The organism is Streptomyces sp. NBC_00252 (assembly GCF_036187565.1).
Taxonomy (GTDB): domain Bacteria; phylum Actinomycetota; class Actinomycetes; order Streptomycetales; family Streptomycetaceae; genus Streptomyces.
Genome location: NZ_CP108087.1, coordinates 4,197,842 through 4,215,178 on the forward strand (window position 1 = coordinate 4,197,842; position 17,337 = coordinate 4,215,178).

Genomic DNA, 17,337 nt, shown 5'->3' on the forward strand with positions numbered 1-17,337 from the left:
GCCTTTCTCCGGGCCCGTCAACCCACCTTGTCCGCAAGGGACTTGAACTGGGTCCAGGTCAGTGACGGCGTCCCCGGGTCCCAGAGTTTCTGGATCGTGGCGCGCAGCGGCATGCGGATGCCGGCCGCGACCTGGTTCTGGGTCTGGGAGTTGGCGAGGTCGCACCAGACGGCGAAGGAGCCGCCGAGGATCTGGGCGTCGTACTTCGCGGGGACCGCCGTCGTGCCGCGCAGCACGCGCGGGGTCCAGTGCTCGTAGATCCGCTGTCCCGTCGGGTAGACGAAGGTCTGCGGCTCGCCGAGGACGTAGTACATGTACTCGTCGTTGTAGTTGAGGACCTTGCGTCCCGCGCTCAGATACGCGACGGGCTGCCGGGCGCCGATCTCCTTGCCCGTCCAGTACGCGACCTGGAGGTCCTTGGCGGCCTGCACGGACGTGCCGGCGAAGAAGCCGTCGTTCCACACCCGCATGGTGCGGTCGTGGGTGCGGATCGTGTCGGCGCGGTCGTTGAGCCAGCCGGTGGTGAGGTCGGCGACGGTGCCGCCGGAGCCGTAGGCCTTCACGGCCTCGGCCGCCAGCTGCGGGAAGGACGCCTGGGGGTTGGCGACGGTCAGCGCCTGGTACTCGTCGCCGCCGAGGTTCCACTGGTCGCCGGTGAACAACCCGGCGTACTCGTCGAGGAGTTCGTCGACGATCGCGGCGGACGCGTCCTTGGAGATGTCGATGGCGCCGCGTGTGGCGACCCCCGACACGTTCCGCAGCTGCAGATCGGGATGGGCGGCGATCACCGCACCGAGGTGCCCCGGGGAGTCGATCTCGGGCACGACGGTGATGTGCCGACTGGCCGCGAGCTCGACGATCTGCTTGACCTGCGCCTTGGTCAGATGGTCCTTCGACACGATCTCGGGGTGGGTCGTGGACTGAATGCGGAAGCCCTGGTCGTCGGAGAAGTGCAGCCCCAGTTCGTTGAACTTGAGGTCGCCCAGCTCCCGTACCCGGTCCTCGATCCAGGCCGCGGTGAACGGCTTGCGCGCGATGTCCAGCATGAACCCCCGCCGCGGCTTGGCGGGCTGGTCGTGCACGACACCCTCCGGCGCCGTACCGCCCCCGTGCACCTCCTGCTTGAGCGTGCGCGTCCCGTAGAACACGCCCGCGTCCGAGGGCCCGCTGATGTTGACCCGCCCGCCGCGCACGGTCATCGCGTACGACTCCGGGTTCGCGCCCTCGTCGTCGTTCAGCGCCAGCCGTACGTCCCCGGCGCGCACGTCACTCGACTCGCCGCCGTACGTCAGCCCCAGCTCACCGGCGATCAGCCGCCCCTCGTCGGCGAGATCGGCGTCCTCGACCACGACCCGGTCCCCCTTCGCGGGCCGCCAGCCGGGACCCCGCGCGGGGGTGTGCGAGCGCACGGCCGGGATGGTGCGGGGCGCCTGCGACAGCGGATACGACCGCGTCGGACTCGGCGACGCGGAACGGGAGGCCGCGGCGCGCGAGGCGGCGGAGGTCTCGTCGCCGGACCCGACCGACGCGCCCCCCTCGTCGCCGGACGCCGCCCACAGCCCGAGCCCCACCCCGCCCGCGACCACCACAGTGGCGGCGGCGACCGCGATCAGCCCTCGCTTCTTCCCCTGCTTCACCTGCTTCGCCGACGAGCGGCGCCTGTGCTGGCTCACGGCGCCAACCTACGGCCCCGAGCGGATCGCGGGTGTCCACCACGCGTTCCGAAACTCTCCCGTCCGGGTGAAATTCGGGCATCCGTCGGACACGTCATGACCACTCCCGATAATCTTCCGACGCACCTTTCACCACCTCCCCTGCCGCACCATCCGCGACGCGAGGACCCACCCTGCCTGCGCACCGCCTTCCCCAGCTCCCCGACCTTCCCGGCCGAGTGGCCGTCCCGGCGCTGCCCGAACAGTCCCGCACCTCGCCGTCCCCGCACTCGCTGGACGCCTTCAACACCGCGCCAGCCGACGACGTACGGCACACCCTGCTCACCTGCCTCCGCAGCCACCGCTGGTCCCACCGCCTCACAGACCACCGCCCCTACCCCGACCTCGACGCCCTACTCGCCGCATCCGACGAGGCGTCCTACGACCTCACCCCGGGCGACCTGACAGAGGCACTGGCGGGCGAGTCCCTTCCCGCGCTCCCCGACGACACGTACGAGGCGGCCCACATGGCCCTGGACGCGGCCCACGCCGCGTACGAGGCGAGATTCGGCCACGTGTTCGTCATCTGCGTGGACGGAATCGCCCCGGACGAGGTGCTGGACCACGTACTGGCAGGCATCCGGTCACGGTTGACGAACGATCCGGAGGAGGAGCGGGTGGTGGTGGCAGAGGAGCTGCGGCGCCTCGCAAAAGGGCGGCTGCGGGCGGTTTTCGGCTTTTAGGGGCGCGGGGAACCGCGCGACCAGCCACAAACGGCGCGTATCCGGCGAACAACATGAACCACCCACCTCCACCAGCCGCCCGAAACTAGCCCGTACGTGCACCTTTGGGTGCCAGTTTGATCACACAGGCAGGCCCGCCGTAAGACCGACGTCAACGGCTGGATACGATGCTGAGGGCCGGAGGACCGTACCCGGCCGGGCCCGACCGACAGAGAAGCCGGCGCGGCCCTAAATCCCCGCTCCCGGAGGGTTCTTCCGTGCCGGCTGGAACGCTGTACCGCGGCCGGGAAGGAATGTGGTCCTGGGTGGCTCATCGAGTCACCGGCGTCCTCATCTTCTTCTTCCTGTTCGTACACGTGCTGGACACCGCTCTTGTGCGTGTCTCCCCCGAGGACTACGACAAGGTCGTAGCCACCTACAAGACGCCGATCGTGGCACTGCTGGAGTACGGCCTCGTCGCCGCGATCCTCTTCCACGCCCTCAACGGCCTGCGCGTCATCGCCGTCGACTTCTGGTCGAAGGGCCCGCGCTACCAGAAGCAGATGCTCTGGTCCGTCGTAGGCCTGTGGCTCGTGCTCATGCTCGGGGCGATCTACCCCGTGCTCGGCCACGCCGCTCGTGTTCTGTTCGGGAGCTGACGCAGATGTCCACGACTGAAACCGCGTCGGGCATCGGCCCGGTCGAGAGCGCGTCCGTCTACACCGTAGACAACCCCGCGCCGCTGATCGAGGCCCCCCGCAAGCGCACCCAGAAGACCCCGAAGTCGACCCGGGGCAACTTCGAGATGTACGGCTGGCTCTTCATGCGCCTGTCCGGCGTCGTGCTGGTCGTCCTGGTCCTCGGCCACCTGCTGATCCAGCTCGTGCTGGACGGCGGTGTCTCCAAGATCGGCTTCGCCTTCGTGGCCGGCCGCTGGGCCTCGCCGTTCTGGCAGGTCTGGGACCTGCTGATGCTGTGGCTCGCGATGCTGCACGGCGCGAACGGCCTGCGCACGGTCATCAACGACTACGCGGAGCGCGCGAACACCCGGCTGTGGCTCAAGGGCCTGCTCTACACCGCCACGGTGTTCACCATCCTGCTGGGCACGCTGGTGATCTTCACCTTCGACCCGAACATCCGTTAGGCAACGGGGCTGAGGAATTTCCTGATGAAGATCCACAAGTACGACACCGTCATCGTCGGCGCCGGCGGCGCCGGTATGCGCGCCGCGATCGAGTCGACGAAGCGCAGCCGCACCGCGGTCCTGACGAAGCTCTACCCCACCCGCTCCCACACGGGCGCCGCGCAGGGCGGTATGGCCGCCGCGCTCGCCAACGTGGAGGAGGACAACTGGGAGTGGCACACCTTCGACACGATCAAGGGCGGTGACTACCTGGTCGACCAGGACGCCGCCGAGATCCTGGCGAAGGAGGCCATCGACTCGGTCCTCGACCTGGAGAAGATGGGCCTGCCGTTCAACCGGACGCCCGACGGGACGATCGACCAGCGCCGCTTCGGCGGTCACAGCCGCAACCACGGCGAGGCCCCGGTCCGCCGGTCCTGCTACGCGGCCGACCGCACCGGCCACATGATCCTCCAGACGCTGTACCAGAACTGCGTGAAGGAGGGCGTGGAGTTCTTCAACGAGTTCTACGTCCTCGACCAGCTGATCGCCGACGTCGACGGCGTGAAGACCTCGGTCGGCGTGGTCGCGTACGAGCTGGCGACCGGCGAGATCCACGTCTTCCAGGCGAAGGCCGTGATCTACGCGTCCGGCGGCTGCGGCAAGTTCTTCAAGGTGACGTCGAACGCGCACACCCTGACCGGCGACGGCCAGGCGGCCGTGTACCGGCGCGGGCTGCCGCTGGAGGACATGGAGTTCTTCCAGTTCCACCCGACCGGCATCTGGCGCATGGGCATCCTGCTGACGGAGGGCGCCCGCGGTGAGGGCGGCATCCTCCGCAACAAGGACGGCGAGCGCTTCATGGAGAAGTACGCGCCGGTCATGAAGGACCTCGCGTCCCGTGACGTCGTGTCCCGCTCCATCTACACGGAGATCCGTGAGGGCCGCGGCTGCGGTCCCGAGGGCGACCACGTCTACCTCGACCTCACCCACCTCCCGCCGGAGCAGCTCGACGCGAAGCTCCCGGACATCACCGAGTTCGCGCGCACCTACCTCGGTATCGAGCCGTACACGGACCCGATCCCGATCCAGCCCACCGCGCACTACGCGATGGGCGGCATCCCGACGAACGTCGAGGGTGAGGTCCTCACCGACAACACCACCGTCGTCCCGGGCCTGTACGCGGCCGGCGAGGTCGCCTGCGTGTCGGTGCACGGCGCCAACCGCCTCGGCACCAACTCGCTCCTGGACATCAACGTGTTCGGGCGCCGGGCGGGCATCGCCGCGGCGGAGTACTCGCAGAAGGCGTCCTACGTCGAGCTGCCGGAGAACCCCGCGCAGCAGGTCATCGACCAGGTCGAGCACCTGCGCAACTCGACGGGCACCGAGCGCGTGGCGGTCCTGCGGCGCGAGCTGCAGGAGTGCATGGACGCGAACGTCATGGTGTTCCGCACCGAGCAGACCATCAAGACGGCGGTCGAGAAGATCGCGGAGCTGCGCGAGCGCTACCGCAACGTCTCGATCCAGGACAAGGGCCGCCGGTTCAACACGGACCTCCTCGAGGCCATCGAGCTGGGCAACCTGCTCGACCTCGCCGAGGTCATGGCGGTCTCGGCGCTCGCCCGCAAGGAGTCCCGCGGCGGTCACTACCGCGAGGACTACCCGAACCGCGACGACGTCAACTTCATGCGCCACACCATGGCGTACCGCGAGGTCGGCGACGACGGCACCGAGTCCATCCGTCTCGACTACAAGCCGGTCGTCCAGACCCGCTACCAGCCGATGGAGCGTAAGTACTGATGGCTACCCCTGTTCTGGACAAGGCGGAAGCGGCCGGCCAGCCCGAGCCCGGCTTCGCCGACTCCCCCTACATCACGGTCACCTTCCGGATCCGCCGCTTCAACTCCGAGGTCTCGGCGGAAGCGGTCTGGGAGGACTTCCAGCTGGAGATCGACCCCAAGGAGCGCGTCCTCGACGGTCTCCACAAGATCAAGTGGGACCTCGACGGCTCGCTGACGTTCCGCCGCTCGTGCGCGCACGGCATCTGCGGTTCGGACGCGATGCGGATCAACGGCAAGAACCGTCTCGCCTGCAAGACCCTGATCAAGGACCTCAACCCCGAGAAGCCGATCACGGTCGAGCCGATCAAGGGTCTGACGGTCCTGAAGGACCTGGTCGTCGACATGGACCCGTTCTTCCAGGCGTACCGCGACGTCATGCCGTTCCTGATCACCCACGACACGAACGAGCCGACGCGGGAACGCCTCCAGTCGGCCGAGGACCGCGAGCGCTTCGACGACACCACGAAGTGCATCCTCTGCGCCGCGTGCACGTCCTCGTGCCCGGTGTTCTGGAACGACGGCCAGTACTTCGGCCCGGCCGCCATCGTCAACGCGCACCGCTTCATCTTCGACAGCCGTGACGACGCGGGCGAGCAGCGCCTGGAGATCCTCAACGACCGTGACGGCGTGTGGCGTTGCCGCACGACCTTCAACTGCACGGACGCCTGCCCGCGCGGCATCGAGGTCACGAAGGCCATCCAGGAAGTGAAGCGCGCACTGATCACGCGCCGCTTCTGAGGTTGTTTTCTTTACGGCTGCGAGGGCCCCGTTTCCGGGTTGGGAGCGGGGCCCTCCTGCGCGCGGTGCCCGTTCGGGTGAACGTGATCGTTAAGGACATACCGGCGCTGTCCGGCCTACGATGATGCTCTCGACACCAGCCCAGCAGGAGGCACGCGATGTCCGCAGCATCCGTCGAGCGGCCCCACGACGACCGTCCGCTGATCGCGGAGGCGAACCGTCTCATGGATCGCAACCCGGGCTACCGAGTCGAGATCATCGGAGGCCAGATCCTCGTGAGCCCGCCCCCGGACGGCCCGCACGCCGAGGCATTGACCGAGCTCATGCTGCTCTTCGCGGCTTCCGGTCTGCACGGGACGGAGTCGAAGGTGCTCCAAGGAATTGGCCTCTGGCTGCCGACCGGAACAGAGGACTACGCGATCCCCGACCTTGTGGTGGTCGACGCGGACTACCGGGATCACCGCATCGAGAACAACTGCTACGACCCCGTGTGCTTCCGCCTGGTCCTTGAGGTCACCTCCAGCAACTACCGGACCGACCTGCGAGACAAGGTGAAGGCGTACGCCGCCGCCAAGGTTCCGGTTTACGTGATCATCGACCGCAGGCATCAGCGCCTCCACGTCCTGACCAATCCCACGGGGGACGATTACGAGAGCCACCGCCCGCACTCCCCCGGCGAAGTGGTCACCCTGCCCAAGTCCATCGGCGCCGAAGTCACCCTCGACGTCGCCGAGATCCTCAAGGCCGGTCAGCCCAAGAGCGACTGACCCCGCCGCCCGCTCACAACTGGCTCAGGATCGTCGGGTCGGTGATCTCCGTGTCCCTGGCCAGCAGCATCGCCTTGCTGAGGATCAGCGCCAGCATCCGGTCCCCCTCATAGGGCAGGTAACCGGCCTGCGGGGCGGACGGGTTGGAGCCCGGGACGATGCAGAGGTAGCGGTCGTCCGGGGTCATCAGGATGTTGCTGGACCCGAGGTGGATCTTGTACGTGTGCCGCTCACCCCTGACGTGCAGGAACCGGCCCTCGAAGGTGCAGCGGTCGGCTATCGCGAGCCTCGGGATCAGGCGCTGGAGCAGGGCGCGGCGGGTCTGGGCGCTCTGGTTCAGCTCCGCGAAGCCGTACGACGTCCAGTACTCCCGGAAGCGGCCGCCGGGGCCGCCGTCCTGCCAGGTCGGGTCGTTGCCGACGCTGGCCACGCCGACGAACAGGTCGACGTCGCGCAGGACTTCGGACAGGACGAGCGGCGGGATCGCGGTGAGGGGCAGCGGGTCGACGGGGGCCGCTCCGTCGCGCAGGTGCATCCGGTACTCGCCGCCGTAGCAGTGTGCCGAGTTGGGCGGCGCGTCGAGCGGGTAGAAGCGGACCTGGTCGGTGCGCAGCCGCAGAAAGCTGCCGGACTCGGTGATGTCGAGGTGGTCGTCGCCGCCCTCGCCCTCGATCCAGTACTCGGCGCGCAGCCCCCACCGCGGGAGTTCGCGGACGGCGGGCGGTGCCTCGTCGTCGACGGCCAGGCGGAGCTTGTTGTGCCAGCCGCGGACGGCCGCCAGGGAGTGGAACTGGTGCTGGCGCAGGACGTGCGCGGCGAAGCGGTTCGAGTACGTGTCCGTGGTGCGCTCGGCGTCCGTGAGGAGGTACACCTCGCGGTGGGCCTGCTTGAACGGCTGGGTGACGCCGTGCCGTTCGAGCCAGTCACGCCAGGCGACGATCTCGTCGGGGCTGTGTCCGACGGGGTGCCAGAGCGTGACCTCCGTGCCCTCCGTCACCGGGGTGTCGTCGAGGGTGCGCAGCTCGCCGTCGGCGTGTCCGACCGTCGTCCCGTCGACCGTCCACAGCAGCCGGCGGGCGAGTGTGCCGACGAGGGGATGGTCGACGCAGCGCTCGCGCCAGGCGGCGTAGGCCCAGGTGCGGCGGGCGAGGAACTGGCGGTCCAGGCGCTCGCTCTGCGCCGTGAGCATCTTGTCGATGTCCTTGACGGCGGCCTTCAGCTCCTTGAGCTCGTCGGCGTGGTCGCGGCGGACGGCGGCGGGCACGCTCTTCACGGGCTTCCCTGCCGCGTTGCGCCAGCTGAGCACCGCCTTGGGGCCGTGCACCTCCAGCACCGCGGTGGTCTCGCCGAGTGCCTGCTCGGTGCGGCCGACCTCGGTCAACCCGTAGGCGGGGACGGCGAGTTCCTCGACCTCCTCGCGGCTGAGGCCCTTCTCCTCGGCCCGGGTGTCCAGGGCGGTGTCGAGCAGTTTGCGGGTGCCCTTGTAGGTGACGCGGGTGCCGAGGCGGGCGAGTTCGGCGAGGGCGGCCTCGCTGTCGATGCGGGCCAGCGCGAGGACCGCCGCGTTGGCGACCTTGGGGTTGACCGGGCCGAGGCCCGCCACCTTGCGCAGTGAGGTCTCGACGAGGGCGCCGAGGGTCCGGGCGGTGTCGGGGTGCGCCGGCAGCAGGGGCAGCAGCCAGACGAGGCCGCGCAGGATAGTGGCGTTGTACGGGTCGAAGCTCTCGCCCGCGTGCCCCGTGTCGACCAGCGGATGGGTGCGCGGCCGGCCCACCAGCCGCAGCCAGGACAGCAGTTGGGTGCGCACGGCGTCCGGGCCGACGGTGTCGACGAGGGTCCGCCCGGTCCTGTCCCACTTCGCGGAGGGGCGGGCGGCGGTGGCGGTCGTGGCGTGGGCGACCAGCCGCCGCCAGTCCTCGCCGAGGCCGGCCAGGTCCGCCAGGGCCAGGTCGGACCAGGCCTCGCCGGGGTTCACGACGGGGTCGGTGCACCGGGCGATGATCGGGCCGAGCACGCTCATGGTGGGGCTCCACCCGAGCAGCTGGGTGCGGCGGATCAACGCCACGAAGGCGCCGGGCAGTTCGCGGCCCTCGGCGGACTCCAGCTCGGCGAGCCGGACCAACTGGCTGGGGTGGTAGTGCATTTCCTGGTCGGCGAGCAGACGCATGAGGGCGGCGCGGGAAGACGGCCGGCCCTCGAGGCTCTCCAGGCCCCGGACGGCCTGGAGCAGGCGCTTGATGCGGCGGCGCTCGACCGCGTCCTGTGCCGCTGTCTCGTAGCGCTCCGCCAGCCGTCGGGCCAGGCGGCTCCGGAAGTCCTGGCCGGAGCCGAGCACCGCCTCGACGACGGGGCCGCCGGGTGAGCGGGAGTGCCACTGGTCGTCGACCAGTTCGGCGAGCACGAGCAGGTGGGGAACGATGTCGCTCTCCTCGGCGGCGACCAGGCCGAGGACGTCACGGGCCTGCTGGTCGGGTGTGGTGGTGGTGTCGGTCATCAGCCACCCACCAGCGCGACGAGCTTCAGGAACGTGACCTCGACGCCGGGTCCCAGCTCGATCTCGTCGTCGAGCTCGGTGAGCTGGCGGTCGCCGACCAGCAGCAGGAAGCCGTTGCCCGCGAAGGCCTTGAGCGCCAGCTCCGTCTGTGCCTCGGGGTCTATCCGGCGGGGGGTGCGCAGCGCGTATCCGTTCAGCACCCGCTCGGTGTCCTGGGGCTGCACGAGGCCCTGGAAGACGGCAGGTGTCCGCGCGTGGTACTCGGCGACCTCCTGGAAGACCCGGCGGCGGATCAACTCGCCCGCGTCGATGCGCTCTTCGGCGATCTCCAGTGCCCAGCCGTCGCTGCGGCCCCCGCTTGTCGTCTCGTCGACGAACGTCACGATTCCCATGCCTGCGACAGTACGAGGCGGCACTGACAATCCCGTCCCGTCGGCAATCCCGGGCCCGCGCCGATCATCGCCCTAATCTGATGGCATGTCAGATGAAGAGTCGTACGAACTGCTCGGCTTCGACAACGTCCTCCTGCCGGTCGGGGATCTCGGCGAGGCCGTCGGCTTCTACGAGCGCGCGGGGTTCACCGTCGGGTTCCGGCTCGACGAGGCCGGCATCGCGCTGCTGAAGGTCGGCGGCGAGACCCCCGGGGTGCTGCTGCGCCAGGAGGAGGGGCTCGGGCACCGGCCGCCGCCGTGGCCCTCACCGCGCGTGTGGCTGGAGGTGCCGGACGCGCGGCGGGCCGCGCGACACCTCACCGCGGCCGGTGTCGCACTGCTCGATCCGCCGTTCTCCGTGGCCACCGGGTGGACCGTCGAGATCGCCGATCCGTGGGGCAACGTCCTTGGTCTCACGGACTATTCGAAGCGCCCGGAGCTGGCGCGACGGGTGTGACGCAGGTCCCAGCGCAAGCAAGTTGAACGTGTTCAGAAATGCTCCTACAGTTCTTCCTGTCAGCGTTTTTGAACGCGTTCAAGAAGGGGGAGGCGCATGGACCGCACGGTCATCGCCTACGTCATCTACCTGCTCGTCAGCATCGGACTCACCGTCTGGGTGGCCCGCACCCTCAGCCGCAACGGACGGATCTTCCTCTCCGACGTCCTCCGGGGGAACGAGAAACTCGCGGAGGCCGTGAACCACCTCCTGGTGGTCGGCTTCTACCTCGTCAACCTCGGGTTCGTCGCCCTGTACCTGAGCGGCGACGGCACCATCGACGACACCCGGGGCATCTTCGAGGCCCTGTCGAAGAAGGTGGGCGTGGTGCTGCTGGTGCTCGGGGTGATGCACCTGGGGAACGTGTTCGTGCTGAACAAGATCCGGCGGCGGGGGGTCATGGAGCGGGAGCAGATACCGCCCATCGCGCCGCAGGGGTGGGTCCCGCCGACGGCCGGGGCGTGACGGGGGTGGCCCCGGCCCTCGGCGGGACCCAGGACCGGGACGCCTCGCGCGTCCCGGTCCACGGGCTGACCGTCCTCTACGACGCCGACTGCTCCCTGTGCGCCTTCGTCCGCGACTGGCTCGTACGGCAGCCGCAGCTGGTGCCCCTGGAACTCGTGCCTGCCTCCTCCGAAGAGGCCCGGCAGCGCTTCCCCGGGCTCGACCACCGGGCCACCCTCGACGAGGTCACCGTCATCGGCGACTCCGGGCAGGTCTACCAGGGCGCCGCCGCCTGGATCGTCACCCTGTGGGCCCTGCGCGAACAGCGGCCCCTGGCACACCGGTTGAACACCCCGGCCGGGGCCCGGCTCGCCCGGGGCGCCGTCCTCGCCGCCGCCAAGTGGCGCGGGGCGCAGTGGGGCGCCGGACGGTGGGGCGGCGGGGTGTACCGGCAGGGGGACGGCTGGTCGTACGACCCGCACCGAGGGTGGAGCTACACCGCGCCGGGCTGCGCGGACGGTTCCTGCCCCACTGGATAGGCTCTCTTCCCGTGCCCGCGAAGAACGACAGCCCCGAAGCGGACGGCGGTACGCCCGCCAGGTCCCCGAAGTCCGAGCAGACCCGTGCGCTCATCCTGGAGACGGCCATGCGGCTGTTCCAGGAGCACGGCTACGACAAGACGACGATGCGGGCGATCGCCAAGGAGGCGGGCGTCTCGGTCGGCAACGCGTACTACTACTTCGCCGGCAAGGAGCACCTGATCCAGGGCTTCTACGACCGGCTCGCCGAGGAGCACCGGGTCGCGGTCCGCGAGGTGCTGGACCGGGAGACCGACCTGGAGGCACGGCTCTCGGGCGTGCTCCGGGTGTGGCTGGACATCGCGACGCCGTACCACGAGTTCGCGGTGCAGTTCTTCAAGAACGCCGCCGACCCGGACAGCCCGCTCAGCCCGTTCTCCGCGGAGAGCGAGCACGCGCGTGTGCAGGCCATCGACGTTCACAAGGAGGTGCTGTACGGGGCGAAGACCAAGGTGGCGCCGGAACTGCGGGACGTGCTCCCGGAGTTGATGTGGCTCTCCCAGATGGGGCTCGTGCTGTATTGGGTGTTCGACCGCACCGAGGGCCGTGAGCGGAGCTACCGGCTGGCCGCGCGCGGGGCCAGGCTCACCGCGCGCGGGGTGTCCCTCGCCCGCTTCCGGGTGCTGCGGCCGCTCGTCCTCGAGGTGCACGACCTGTTCACGGACTTCCTGCCGGGCATGACCCACGCGCTGCCCGACCCGGCGAAGGCGAAGAAGGAGAAGCGCGGGGCGCCCGCCGCCGGACCTGCCGACGACGAGCGCCCCTGAGACGCGTTCCGTAAAACGCCCTCCTGAGGAGCCTGCCCGGACCTCCGACAGGCGCCCTCCGCCGCTCAGTTGACGGCGTCCACCTCGCCCTCGGCGAGCTCGACGTCGTGGATCACGGGACCGTCCGTCACCGCCACGTGGCGGGCGATCGAGCCGTAGGAAGCGGCCGTCGTCGCCAGGAGGTAGGTCCCCGGGCCCGGCACCGACACGATGTACGAGCCGTCGGCCAAGGTCTCGACGCGGTCCAGCTGGCGTCCGCCCGCCGACAGCAGCGTCACCGCGGCGCCCTCCAGGGGCTCGCCCTCGGCCGTGCGGACGAAGCCGTGGACGGCTGACGCCGGGCCCTCGGGGGCGGCCTGTACGGGCTCCTCGGCGGGCTCCACGGCGAGGTGCGGCAGCGCCTTGTCCAGCCAGCCGGGCAGCCACCAGTTGGACTTGCCCAGCAGGTGCATCGCGGCCGGCACCAGGGCCGTACGCAGGATGAACGCGTCGAGGGCGACCGCGGCGGCCAGGCCGACGCCCGCCGTCGCCGCGCCGGAGTTGCCGCTCAGGACGAAGGCCAGGAAGACGCAGACCATGATCAGGGCCGCGCTGTTGATGACGCGGCTGGTCTCCGCGAGGCCGACGCGGACCGCGCGGGCGTTGTCCTTGGTGTGGACCCACTCCTCGTGCATCCGGCTCACCAGGAACACCTGGTAGTCCATGGAGAGGCCGAACAGCAGGGACAGCATGATGACCGGCAGGAAGGCGTTGATCGGGCCCTCCTTGCCGAGGCCCAGCATGTCCAGGCCCCAGCCCCACTGGAAGATCGCCACCAGGACACCGAAGGAGGCTGCCGCCGCGACGAGGTTCATCAGGGCGGCCGTCAGCGGGACCACCAGCGAGCGGAAGGCCAGCAGGAGGAGCAGGAAACTCAGGCCGATGATCGTCGCGACGAAGAGCGGGAGACGGTCCCCGGTGACGGTCGCGAAGTCCTTCGAGATCGCCGTCACCCCGCCCACGTGGCCGGTCGCACCGGCCCCGGGTATGACCTTGTCGCGCAGGGTGTCGATCAGGTCGTCCGTCTGCTGGGACTGCGGTGAGGTCTTCGGGACGACCTGGATCACCGTCACACCGTGCGCGGGCGGCAGCGCGGCGACCTGGGCCACGTCCTCCGTGCCCTGGATGTCCTTGACCAGGGTGGCCGTGTCACCGCTCGAAGTGACCACCTGGAGCGGGCCGTTGAACCCGGGGCCGAAACCGTCGGCAAGGAGGTCGTACGCCTGCCTGGTGGTCGTCGAGGAGTCGTCGTTGCCCTGGTCGGTGGCGCCGAGACGCAGCGACAGGACCGGGAAGGCGAGGACGGCCATGACGACGAGCGCGAACACGGCGATCCGGCGCGGCCGCTTCTGCACGGCGGCCGACCAGCGGACCGCGAGGTTGTCGGTGCGCTCCGGCTCGACCCCGGTCGCGGCCAGCTTGCGCCGCTGCTTGCGGCTGAGCACCCGTATGCCCAGGAAGCCGAGCAGGGCGGGCAGCAGCGTCGTGGCGGCGAGCACGCTCAGGACCACCGTGAGCGAGGTGCCGATGACCACGCCGTCCAGGAAGCGCAGGTTCGTCACCAGCATCCCGGCGAGCGCGATGCACACCGTGCCGCCCGCGAACAGCACCGCGCGTCCCGAGGTGTTGAGGGCGATGACCGCCGACTCCTCGGGATCCAGGCCGCGTTGGAGGCCGCGTCGGTGCCGGGTGACGATGAACAGGGCGTAGTCGATGCCGACGCCGAGGCCGATCAGGGTGGCCAGCAGCGGGGCCAGGTCGGGGATGTCGGTGGTGTGGCTCAGGAGCTGGGTGGAGAACAGGCCCGTGCCGACGCCGAAGACCGCGACGCCGATCGGGAGCAGGGCCGCGTAGAACGAGCCGAAGGCCAGGAACAGGACGACGGCCGCCGCGAGGATGCCGACGCCCTCGGCGATGCCGCCCGGCGGCTCCTCCACGCGCTGGACGGCCTGGCCGCCCAGTTCGACCTTGAGGCCCTTGCGTCCGGCGTCCTGGGCGGTGTCCACGACCTTCTGGACGAGGTCCTTGGGGACGGCGTTCGCCTGGTCGGCGAAGGTGATCTGCGCGTACGCGATCGTCCCGTCGGAGCTGATCTGACCCGCGCCCCGGGCACCCGAGTAGGGGCCGGTGACTCCGCCGACGCCCTTCATGCCGGCGATCTTGTCCAGCGCGGGCTGGATCCGGGACTGCACGGACGGGTCCTTCACCGAACCCGAGTCGACCTTCCAGACGACCGTGTCGGTGTCGCCCGAGGTGTTCGGGAAGGCCTTCGCCATCTGGTCGTACGCGCTCTTGGAGTCCGTGTCCGGGAGGGAGAAGACGTTCGCGTAGTCCGTCCCGGCCGTCGAGGCCGACAGACCCAGGCCGAACAACGCCCCCACCCACAGCAACAGGACCACCAGCCGGTGCCGATAGCACCACCGTGCCAATGCCGCCACGTTCAACGCTCCTTATTCGAAACCGAGTTGAATCGGTCGATCATTCGATCGGTCGGTTGGTCCCCCAGGTCCTGGGCTACAGAATTGGCGGCGGCACGCACGCGTGGACACGTATCGGCCATGACTCTCAAGGAACTCCAAAGACCGAACCGGCCCGGCTGTCGGTGCCCCGGCCGATACTGGGGGCATGACGGCTCCAGGAACCGTGCTGGTGGTCGAGGACGAACCGAGCATCGCGGACGTCCTCGCCATCGCGCTGCGCTACCACCGCTTCGAGGTGATGGTCGCGGGCACCGTGCGCGAGGCGCTCGCCCTCGCCGAGCGCACCCGCCCCGACTGCGCGCTGCTCGACGTGATGCTCCCGGACGGCGACGGCCGCGCCCTGGGGCACGAACTGCGCGCCCGCAGGCCCGATCTGGCACTGGTCTTCCTCACCGCGCGGGACGCGCCGGCCGAGATCGTCGGCGCCCTCGGCTTCGGCGACGACTACATCACCAAGCCCTTCGACATCGACGTGGTCGTCGCCCGCATCACCGCCGTCCTGCGCCGCACCCGCCCCGCCGACGTCCTCCCCCAGCGCCCGCCCCTGCGCTACGGCGACCTGGAGCTGGACGAGACGACGTACTCGGTGCACCGCGCGGGCAACTCGGTCGAGCTGACCCCCACGGAGTACGCCCTGCTGCGCTTCCTCGTGCGCAACGGCGGCCGGGTCGTGCCCAAGGAGCAACTCCTGCGCCACGTCTGGCAGTACGAGCACACCCCGCCGGAGTCGACCGTCGTGGAGACCTACATCAGCTATCTGCGGCGCAAGCTGGAGACCCTGGGACCGCCCGTGATCACCACGCGGCGGGGCGTCGGATACGGCCTGGCATGAACTTCTGCCTGCCGAACTGCGAGCGCGGCGCCCACTCCCTGCGCGCCAAGCTCACCCTGGCCAACCTCGTGCTGCTGGCCCTCGGCATCGTCATGGCCACCGCCGTCAGCCTCATGGGCATGCGGCACTACCTGCTCGCCCAGGTCGACACCGAGCTGACCAAGTCCCGTGACTCGCTGAGCGGCTCGCAGCTCACCATGGACCAGCTCAACATGCTGAGCACCCTGTCCGGCCTCGGCGACCAGCTGATGCCCCAGCGGAGCGCCGCCTCGGCGAACCCGGACAAGGTGTTCGCGGCGGTCGACGCCCACGGCAAGGTGCTCACCATCGCCGGCTTCGCCCCGACCGCCGACCAGCGGGCGCTCGCCGCCCTCTTCAGCGACCCGGCCGCCCTCGCCGCCGACGGCACACCGCGCGACATCTCGCTGGGCGACGACCCGTACCGCGCGATCGGGACCCGGCTCGCCGACGGCACGTACATCCTCATCGCCGCCTCCACCGGCGGCCTCCACCACGCCATGGCCAAGGCCCTCAAACTGGACCTCGCCTTCGGCAGCCTCCTGCTCGTGCTGCTCGCCGCGCTCACCATGATGAACGTGCGCCGCCGGATGCTGCCCCTGGAGGACATGGTCGAGACCTCGACGGCCATCGCGGAGGGCGATCTGACCCGCCGCGTGCCCTCCAGCCACCACCCGACCCAGGAGGTCGAGCAGCTCCGGGTCGCCCTCAACTCCATGCTCCACCAGGTGGAGTCGGCGTACCGCACGCGCGAGCGTACGGCGGCCCAGCTGCGCCGCTTCGTCGCGGACGCCTCGCACGAGCTGCGCACCCCGCTGTCGGCGATACGCGGCTACCTCCAGCTGTACGACAAGGGCATGCTGACCGAGCCCGACGAGCGCAAGCGGGCCTGGGACCGGATGAACGCGGAGGCGGACCGCATGGGCCGTCTCGTCGACGAACTCCTCATGCTGGCCCGCCTGGACCAGCGGCCCGAACTGCGCTTCCGCAGCGTCGATCTGAGCCGCCTGGTGCGCGACGCCGCCGAGGACCTGCGGGTGCAGCAGCCGGAGCGGCCCGTCACGGTCGGCGCCGACGGCTCCCTCCTGGTGCGCGCCGACGAGTCGGGCCTGCGCCAGATACTCGGCAACCTGGTGACCAACGTCCGCACCCACACCCCCGCGGACGTGCCCGTGCGGCTCGGTCTGGAGCGCGAGGACGGGGTCGTACGGCTGTGTGTCGCGGACCAGGGTCCGGGGCTGTGCGAGGACGACGCGGCGCGCATCTTCGACCGCTTCTTCCGGGCGGGCGGCGGCGCGGGCAGCGGTCTGGGGCTGGCGATCGTGCAGGGGGTCGTCCAGGCGCACGGCGGGGACGTGGCGGTGCGGACGGCGCCGGGCGAGGGGCTCGCGGTGACCGTGACCCTGCCGACACGGACGCCTGTGCCGTCGTAGGACAGCGCGGATGTCACAACAGGCTGTCAGGGGAGGTCGGCCTGGATCAGGGCCCACACCGTCTTGCCGTGGATGCCGCGGCTCCAGACGCCCCAGGCGGCCGCGACGCCCTCCACGAGGTGGAGGCCCCGGCCGGCCTCCTCCAGGGCCGTCACGGCCCGCAGGCGGGGTTCGGCCCGGCCCTCGTCCGAGACCTCTATGAGGCAGGAGCCGTCCGCGAGGGCCGTCACCGCCACCTCGAACTCCCGCTCCAGGAGCGGCCCGTGGCGTACGACGTTGGTCGCGAGCTCCGACACGAGCAGCACCGCGTCCAGGAGCGCCGGATCATCGCTCCGGTGCCCCCAGTCCGCCAGATGGTCCCGGACCCGGCGCCGGGCGAGACCCACGGAAGCCGGGTGCCGGGGCAGCCGGAAGGAGTTGCGTCTGACCACGTCGGCTCCTCACCCCACGCACGCCTCCGTCACATGGTGCTGCGTGCGCGG

At 70.2% G+C, this 17,337-nt stretch carries 17 protein-coding genes; 12 read left to right on the forward strand and 5 right to left on the reverse strand.

Annotated elements, in window-relative coordinates; all coding sequences use genetic code 11:
• Positions 1-17 precede the first annotated feature (17 nt).
• Complete coding sequence (locus OHT77_RS18125; protein ID WP_328829521.1) at positions 18-1,673, reverse strand: beta-N-acetylhexosaminidase; 1,656 nt, start codon at positions 1,671-1,673, stop codon at positions 18-20.
• A 218-nt stretch (positions 1,674-1,891) separates the two neighbouring features.
• On the opposite strand from OHT77_RS18125, the gene OHT77_RS18130 reads away from it, so the two are divergent.
• The 6 genes from OHT77_RS18130 to OHT77_RS18155 all read left to right on the forward strand — a co-directional run bounded on the left by OHT77_RS18130 (position 1,892) and on the right by OHT77_RS18155 (position 6,843).
• On the forward strand, positions 1,892-2,395 hold the full coding sequence (locus OHT77_RS18130) for a 2-oxo-4-hydroxy-4-carboxy-5-ureidoimidazoline decarboxylase (protein WP_328829522.1): 504 nt from the start codon (positions 1,892-1,894) through the stop codon (positions 2,393-2,395).
• 257 nt (positions 2,396-2,652) lie between these two features.
• Positions 2,653-3,033 carry a succinate dehydrogenase, cytochrome b556 subunit gene (sdhC, locus tag OHT77_RS18135; RefSeq protein WP_078652359.1) on the forward strand — a complete coding sequence of 127 codons (381 nt, stop codon included), beginning with the start codon at positions 2,653-2,655 and terminating at the stop codon, positions 3,031-3,033.
• A gap of 5 nt (positions 3,034-3,038) precedes the next feature.
• Positions 3,039-3,518, forward strand: coding sequence for a succinate dehydrogenase hydrophobic membrane anchor subunit (locus OHT77_RS18140; protein ID WP_266771770.1), 480 nt, complete (start codon positions 3,039-3,041; stop codon positions 3,516-3,518).
• Between the two features lie 24 nt (positions 3,519-3,542).
• Positions 3,543-5,297 carry a succinate dehydrogenase flavoprotein subunit gene (sdhA, locus tag OHT77_RS18145; RefSeq protein WP_328829523.1) on the forward strand — a complete coding sequence of 585 codons (1,755 nt, stop codon included), beginning with the start codon at positions 3,543-3,545 and terminating at the stop codon, positions 5,295-5,297.
• Positions 5,297-6,076 carry a succinate dehydrogenase iron-sulfur subunit gene (locus tag OHT77_RS18150; RefSeq protein WP_328829524.1) on the forward strand — a complete coding sequence of 260 codons (780 nt, stop codon included), beginning with the start codon at positions 5,297-5,299 and terminating at the stop codon, positions 6,074-6,076. Before sdhA ends, OHT77_RS18150 begins: the two co-directional genes overlap by 1 nt.
• A 158-nt stretch (positions 6,077-6,234) precedes the next feature.
• A complete protein-coding gene (locus OHT77_RS18155) occupies positions 6,235-6,843 on the forward strand; it encodes a Uma2 family endonuclease (protein WP_328829526.1) in 609 nt (202 codons plus the stop codon).
• Between the two features lie 13 nt (positions 6,844-6,856).
• On the opposite strand, the gene OHT77_RS18160 is transcribed toward OHT77_RS18155, so the two are convergent.
• Positions 6,857-9,337: a DUF4132 domain-containing protein gene (locus OHT77_RS18160; protein ID WP_328829527.1), complete on the reverse strand. Its 2,481-nt coding sequence runs from the start codon at positions 9,335-9,337 to the stop codon at positions 6,857-6,859.
• Positions 9,337-9,729, reverse strand: a complete 393-nt coding sequence (locus OHT77_RS18165; RefSeq protein ID WP_328829529.1) for a hypothetical protein — start codon at positions 9,727-9,729, stop codon at positions 9,337-9,339. Before OHT77_RS18165 ends, OHT77_RS18160 begins: the two co-directional genes overlap by 1 nt.
• An 85-nt stretch (positions 9,730-9,814) precedes the next feature.
• Here OHT77_RS18165 and OHT77_RS18170 point away from each other — a divergent pair, with 85 nt between their 5' ends.
• From OHT77_RS18170 to OHT77_RS18185, 4 genes are all read left to right on the forward strand, one after another.
• A complete protein-coding gene (locus OHT77_RS18170) occupies positions 9,815-10,225 on the forward strand; it encodes a VOC family protein (RefSeq protein WP_328829530.1) in 411 nt (136 codons plus the stop codon).
• A gap of 96 nt (positions 10,226-10,321) precedes the next feature.
• A complete protein-coding gene (locus tag OHT77_RS18175; RefSeq protein WP_328829531.1) occupies positions 10,322-10,729 on the forward strand; it encodes a hypothetical protein in 408 nt (135 codons plus the stop codon).
• Positions 10,726-11,247, forward strand: a complete 522-nt coding sequence (locus OHT77_RS18180; RefSeq protein WP_402414256.1) for a thiol-disulfide oxidoreductase DCC family protein — start codon at positions 10,726-10,728, stop codon at positions 11,245-11,247. The genes OHT77_RS18175 and OHT77_RS18180 overlap by 4 nt, the downstream gene beginning before the upstream one ends.
• A gap of 11 nt (positions 11,248-11,258) precedes the next feature.
• Positions 11,259-12,053 (forward strand): TetR/AcrR family transcriptional regulator, encoded by a 795-nt coding sequence (locus OHT77_RS18185; protein WP_328829532.1) that lies wholly within the window; start codon positions 11,259-11,261, stop codon positions 12,051-12,053.
• A gap of 65 nt (positions 12,054-12,118) precedes the next feature.
• On the opposite strand, the gene OHT77_RS18190 is transcribed toward OHT77_RS18185, so the two are convergent.
• On the reverse strand, positions 12,119-14,521 hold the full coding sequence (locus tag OHT77_RS18190) for an MMPL family transporter (protein WP_328834271.1): 2,403 nt from the start codon (positions 14,519-14,521) through the stop codon (positions 12,119-12,121).
• A gap of 196 nt (positions 14,522-14,717) precedes the next feature.
• Here OHT77_RS18190 and OHT77_RS18195 point away from each other — a divergent pair, with 196 nt between their 5' ends.
• Together OHT77_RS18195 and OHT77_RS18200 are read left to right on the forward strand one after the other, a co-directional pair.
• Entirely contained in the window at positions 14,718-15,404 is a 687-nt protein-coding gene (locus tag OHT77_RS18195) for a response regulator transcription factor (RefSeq protein ID WP_328829533.1), read from the forward strand.
• Positions 15,401-16,855: a sensor histidine kinase gene (locus tag OHT77_RS18200; protein ID WP_328829534.1), complete on the forward strand. Its 1,455-nt coding sequence runs from the start codon at positions 15,401-15,403 to the stop codon at positions 16,853-16,855. Before OHT77_RS18195 ends, OHT77_RS18200 begins: the two co-directional genes overlap by 4 nt.
• A 26-nt stretch (positions 16,856-16,881) precedes the next feature.
• Here the strand turns inward: OHT77_RS18200 and OHT77_RS18205 are convergent, their stop codons facing one another.
• Positions 16,882-17,286, reverse strand: a complete 405-nt coding sequence (locus tag OHT77_RS18205; protein WP_328829535.1) for an ATP-binding protein — start codon at positions 17,284-17,286, stop codon at positions 16,882-16,884.
• Positions 17,287-17,337 lie beyond the last annotated feature (51 nt).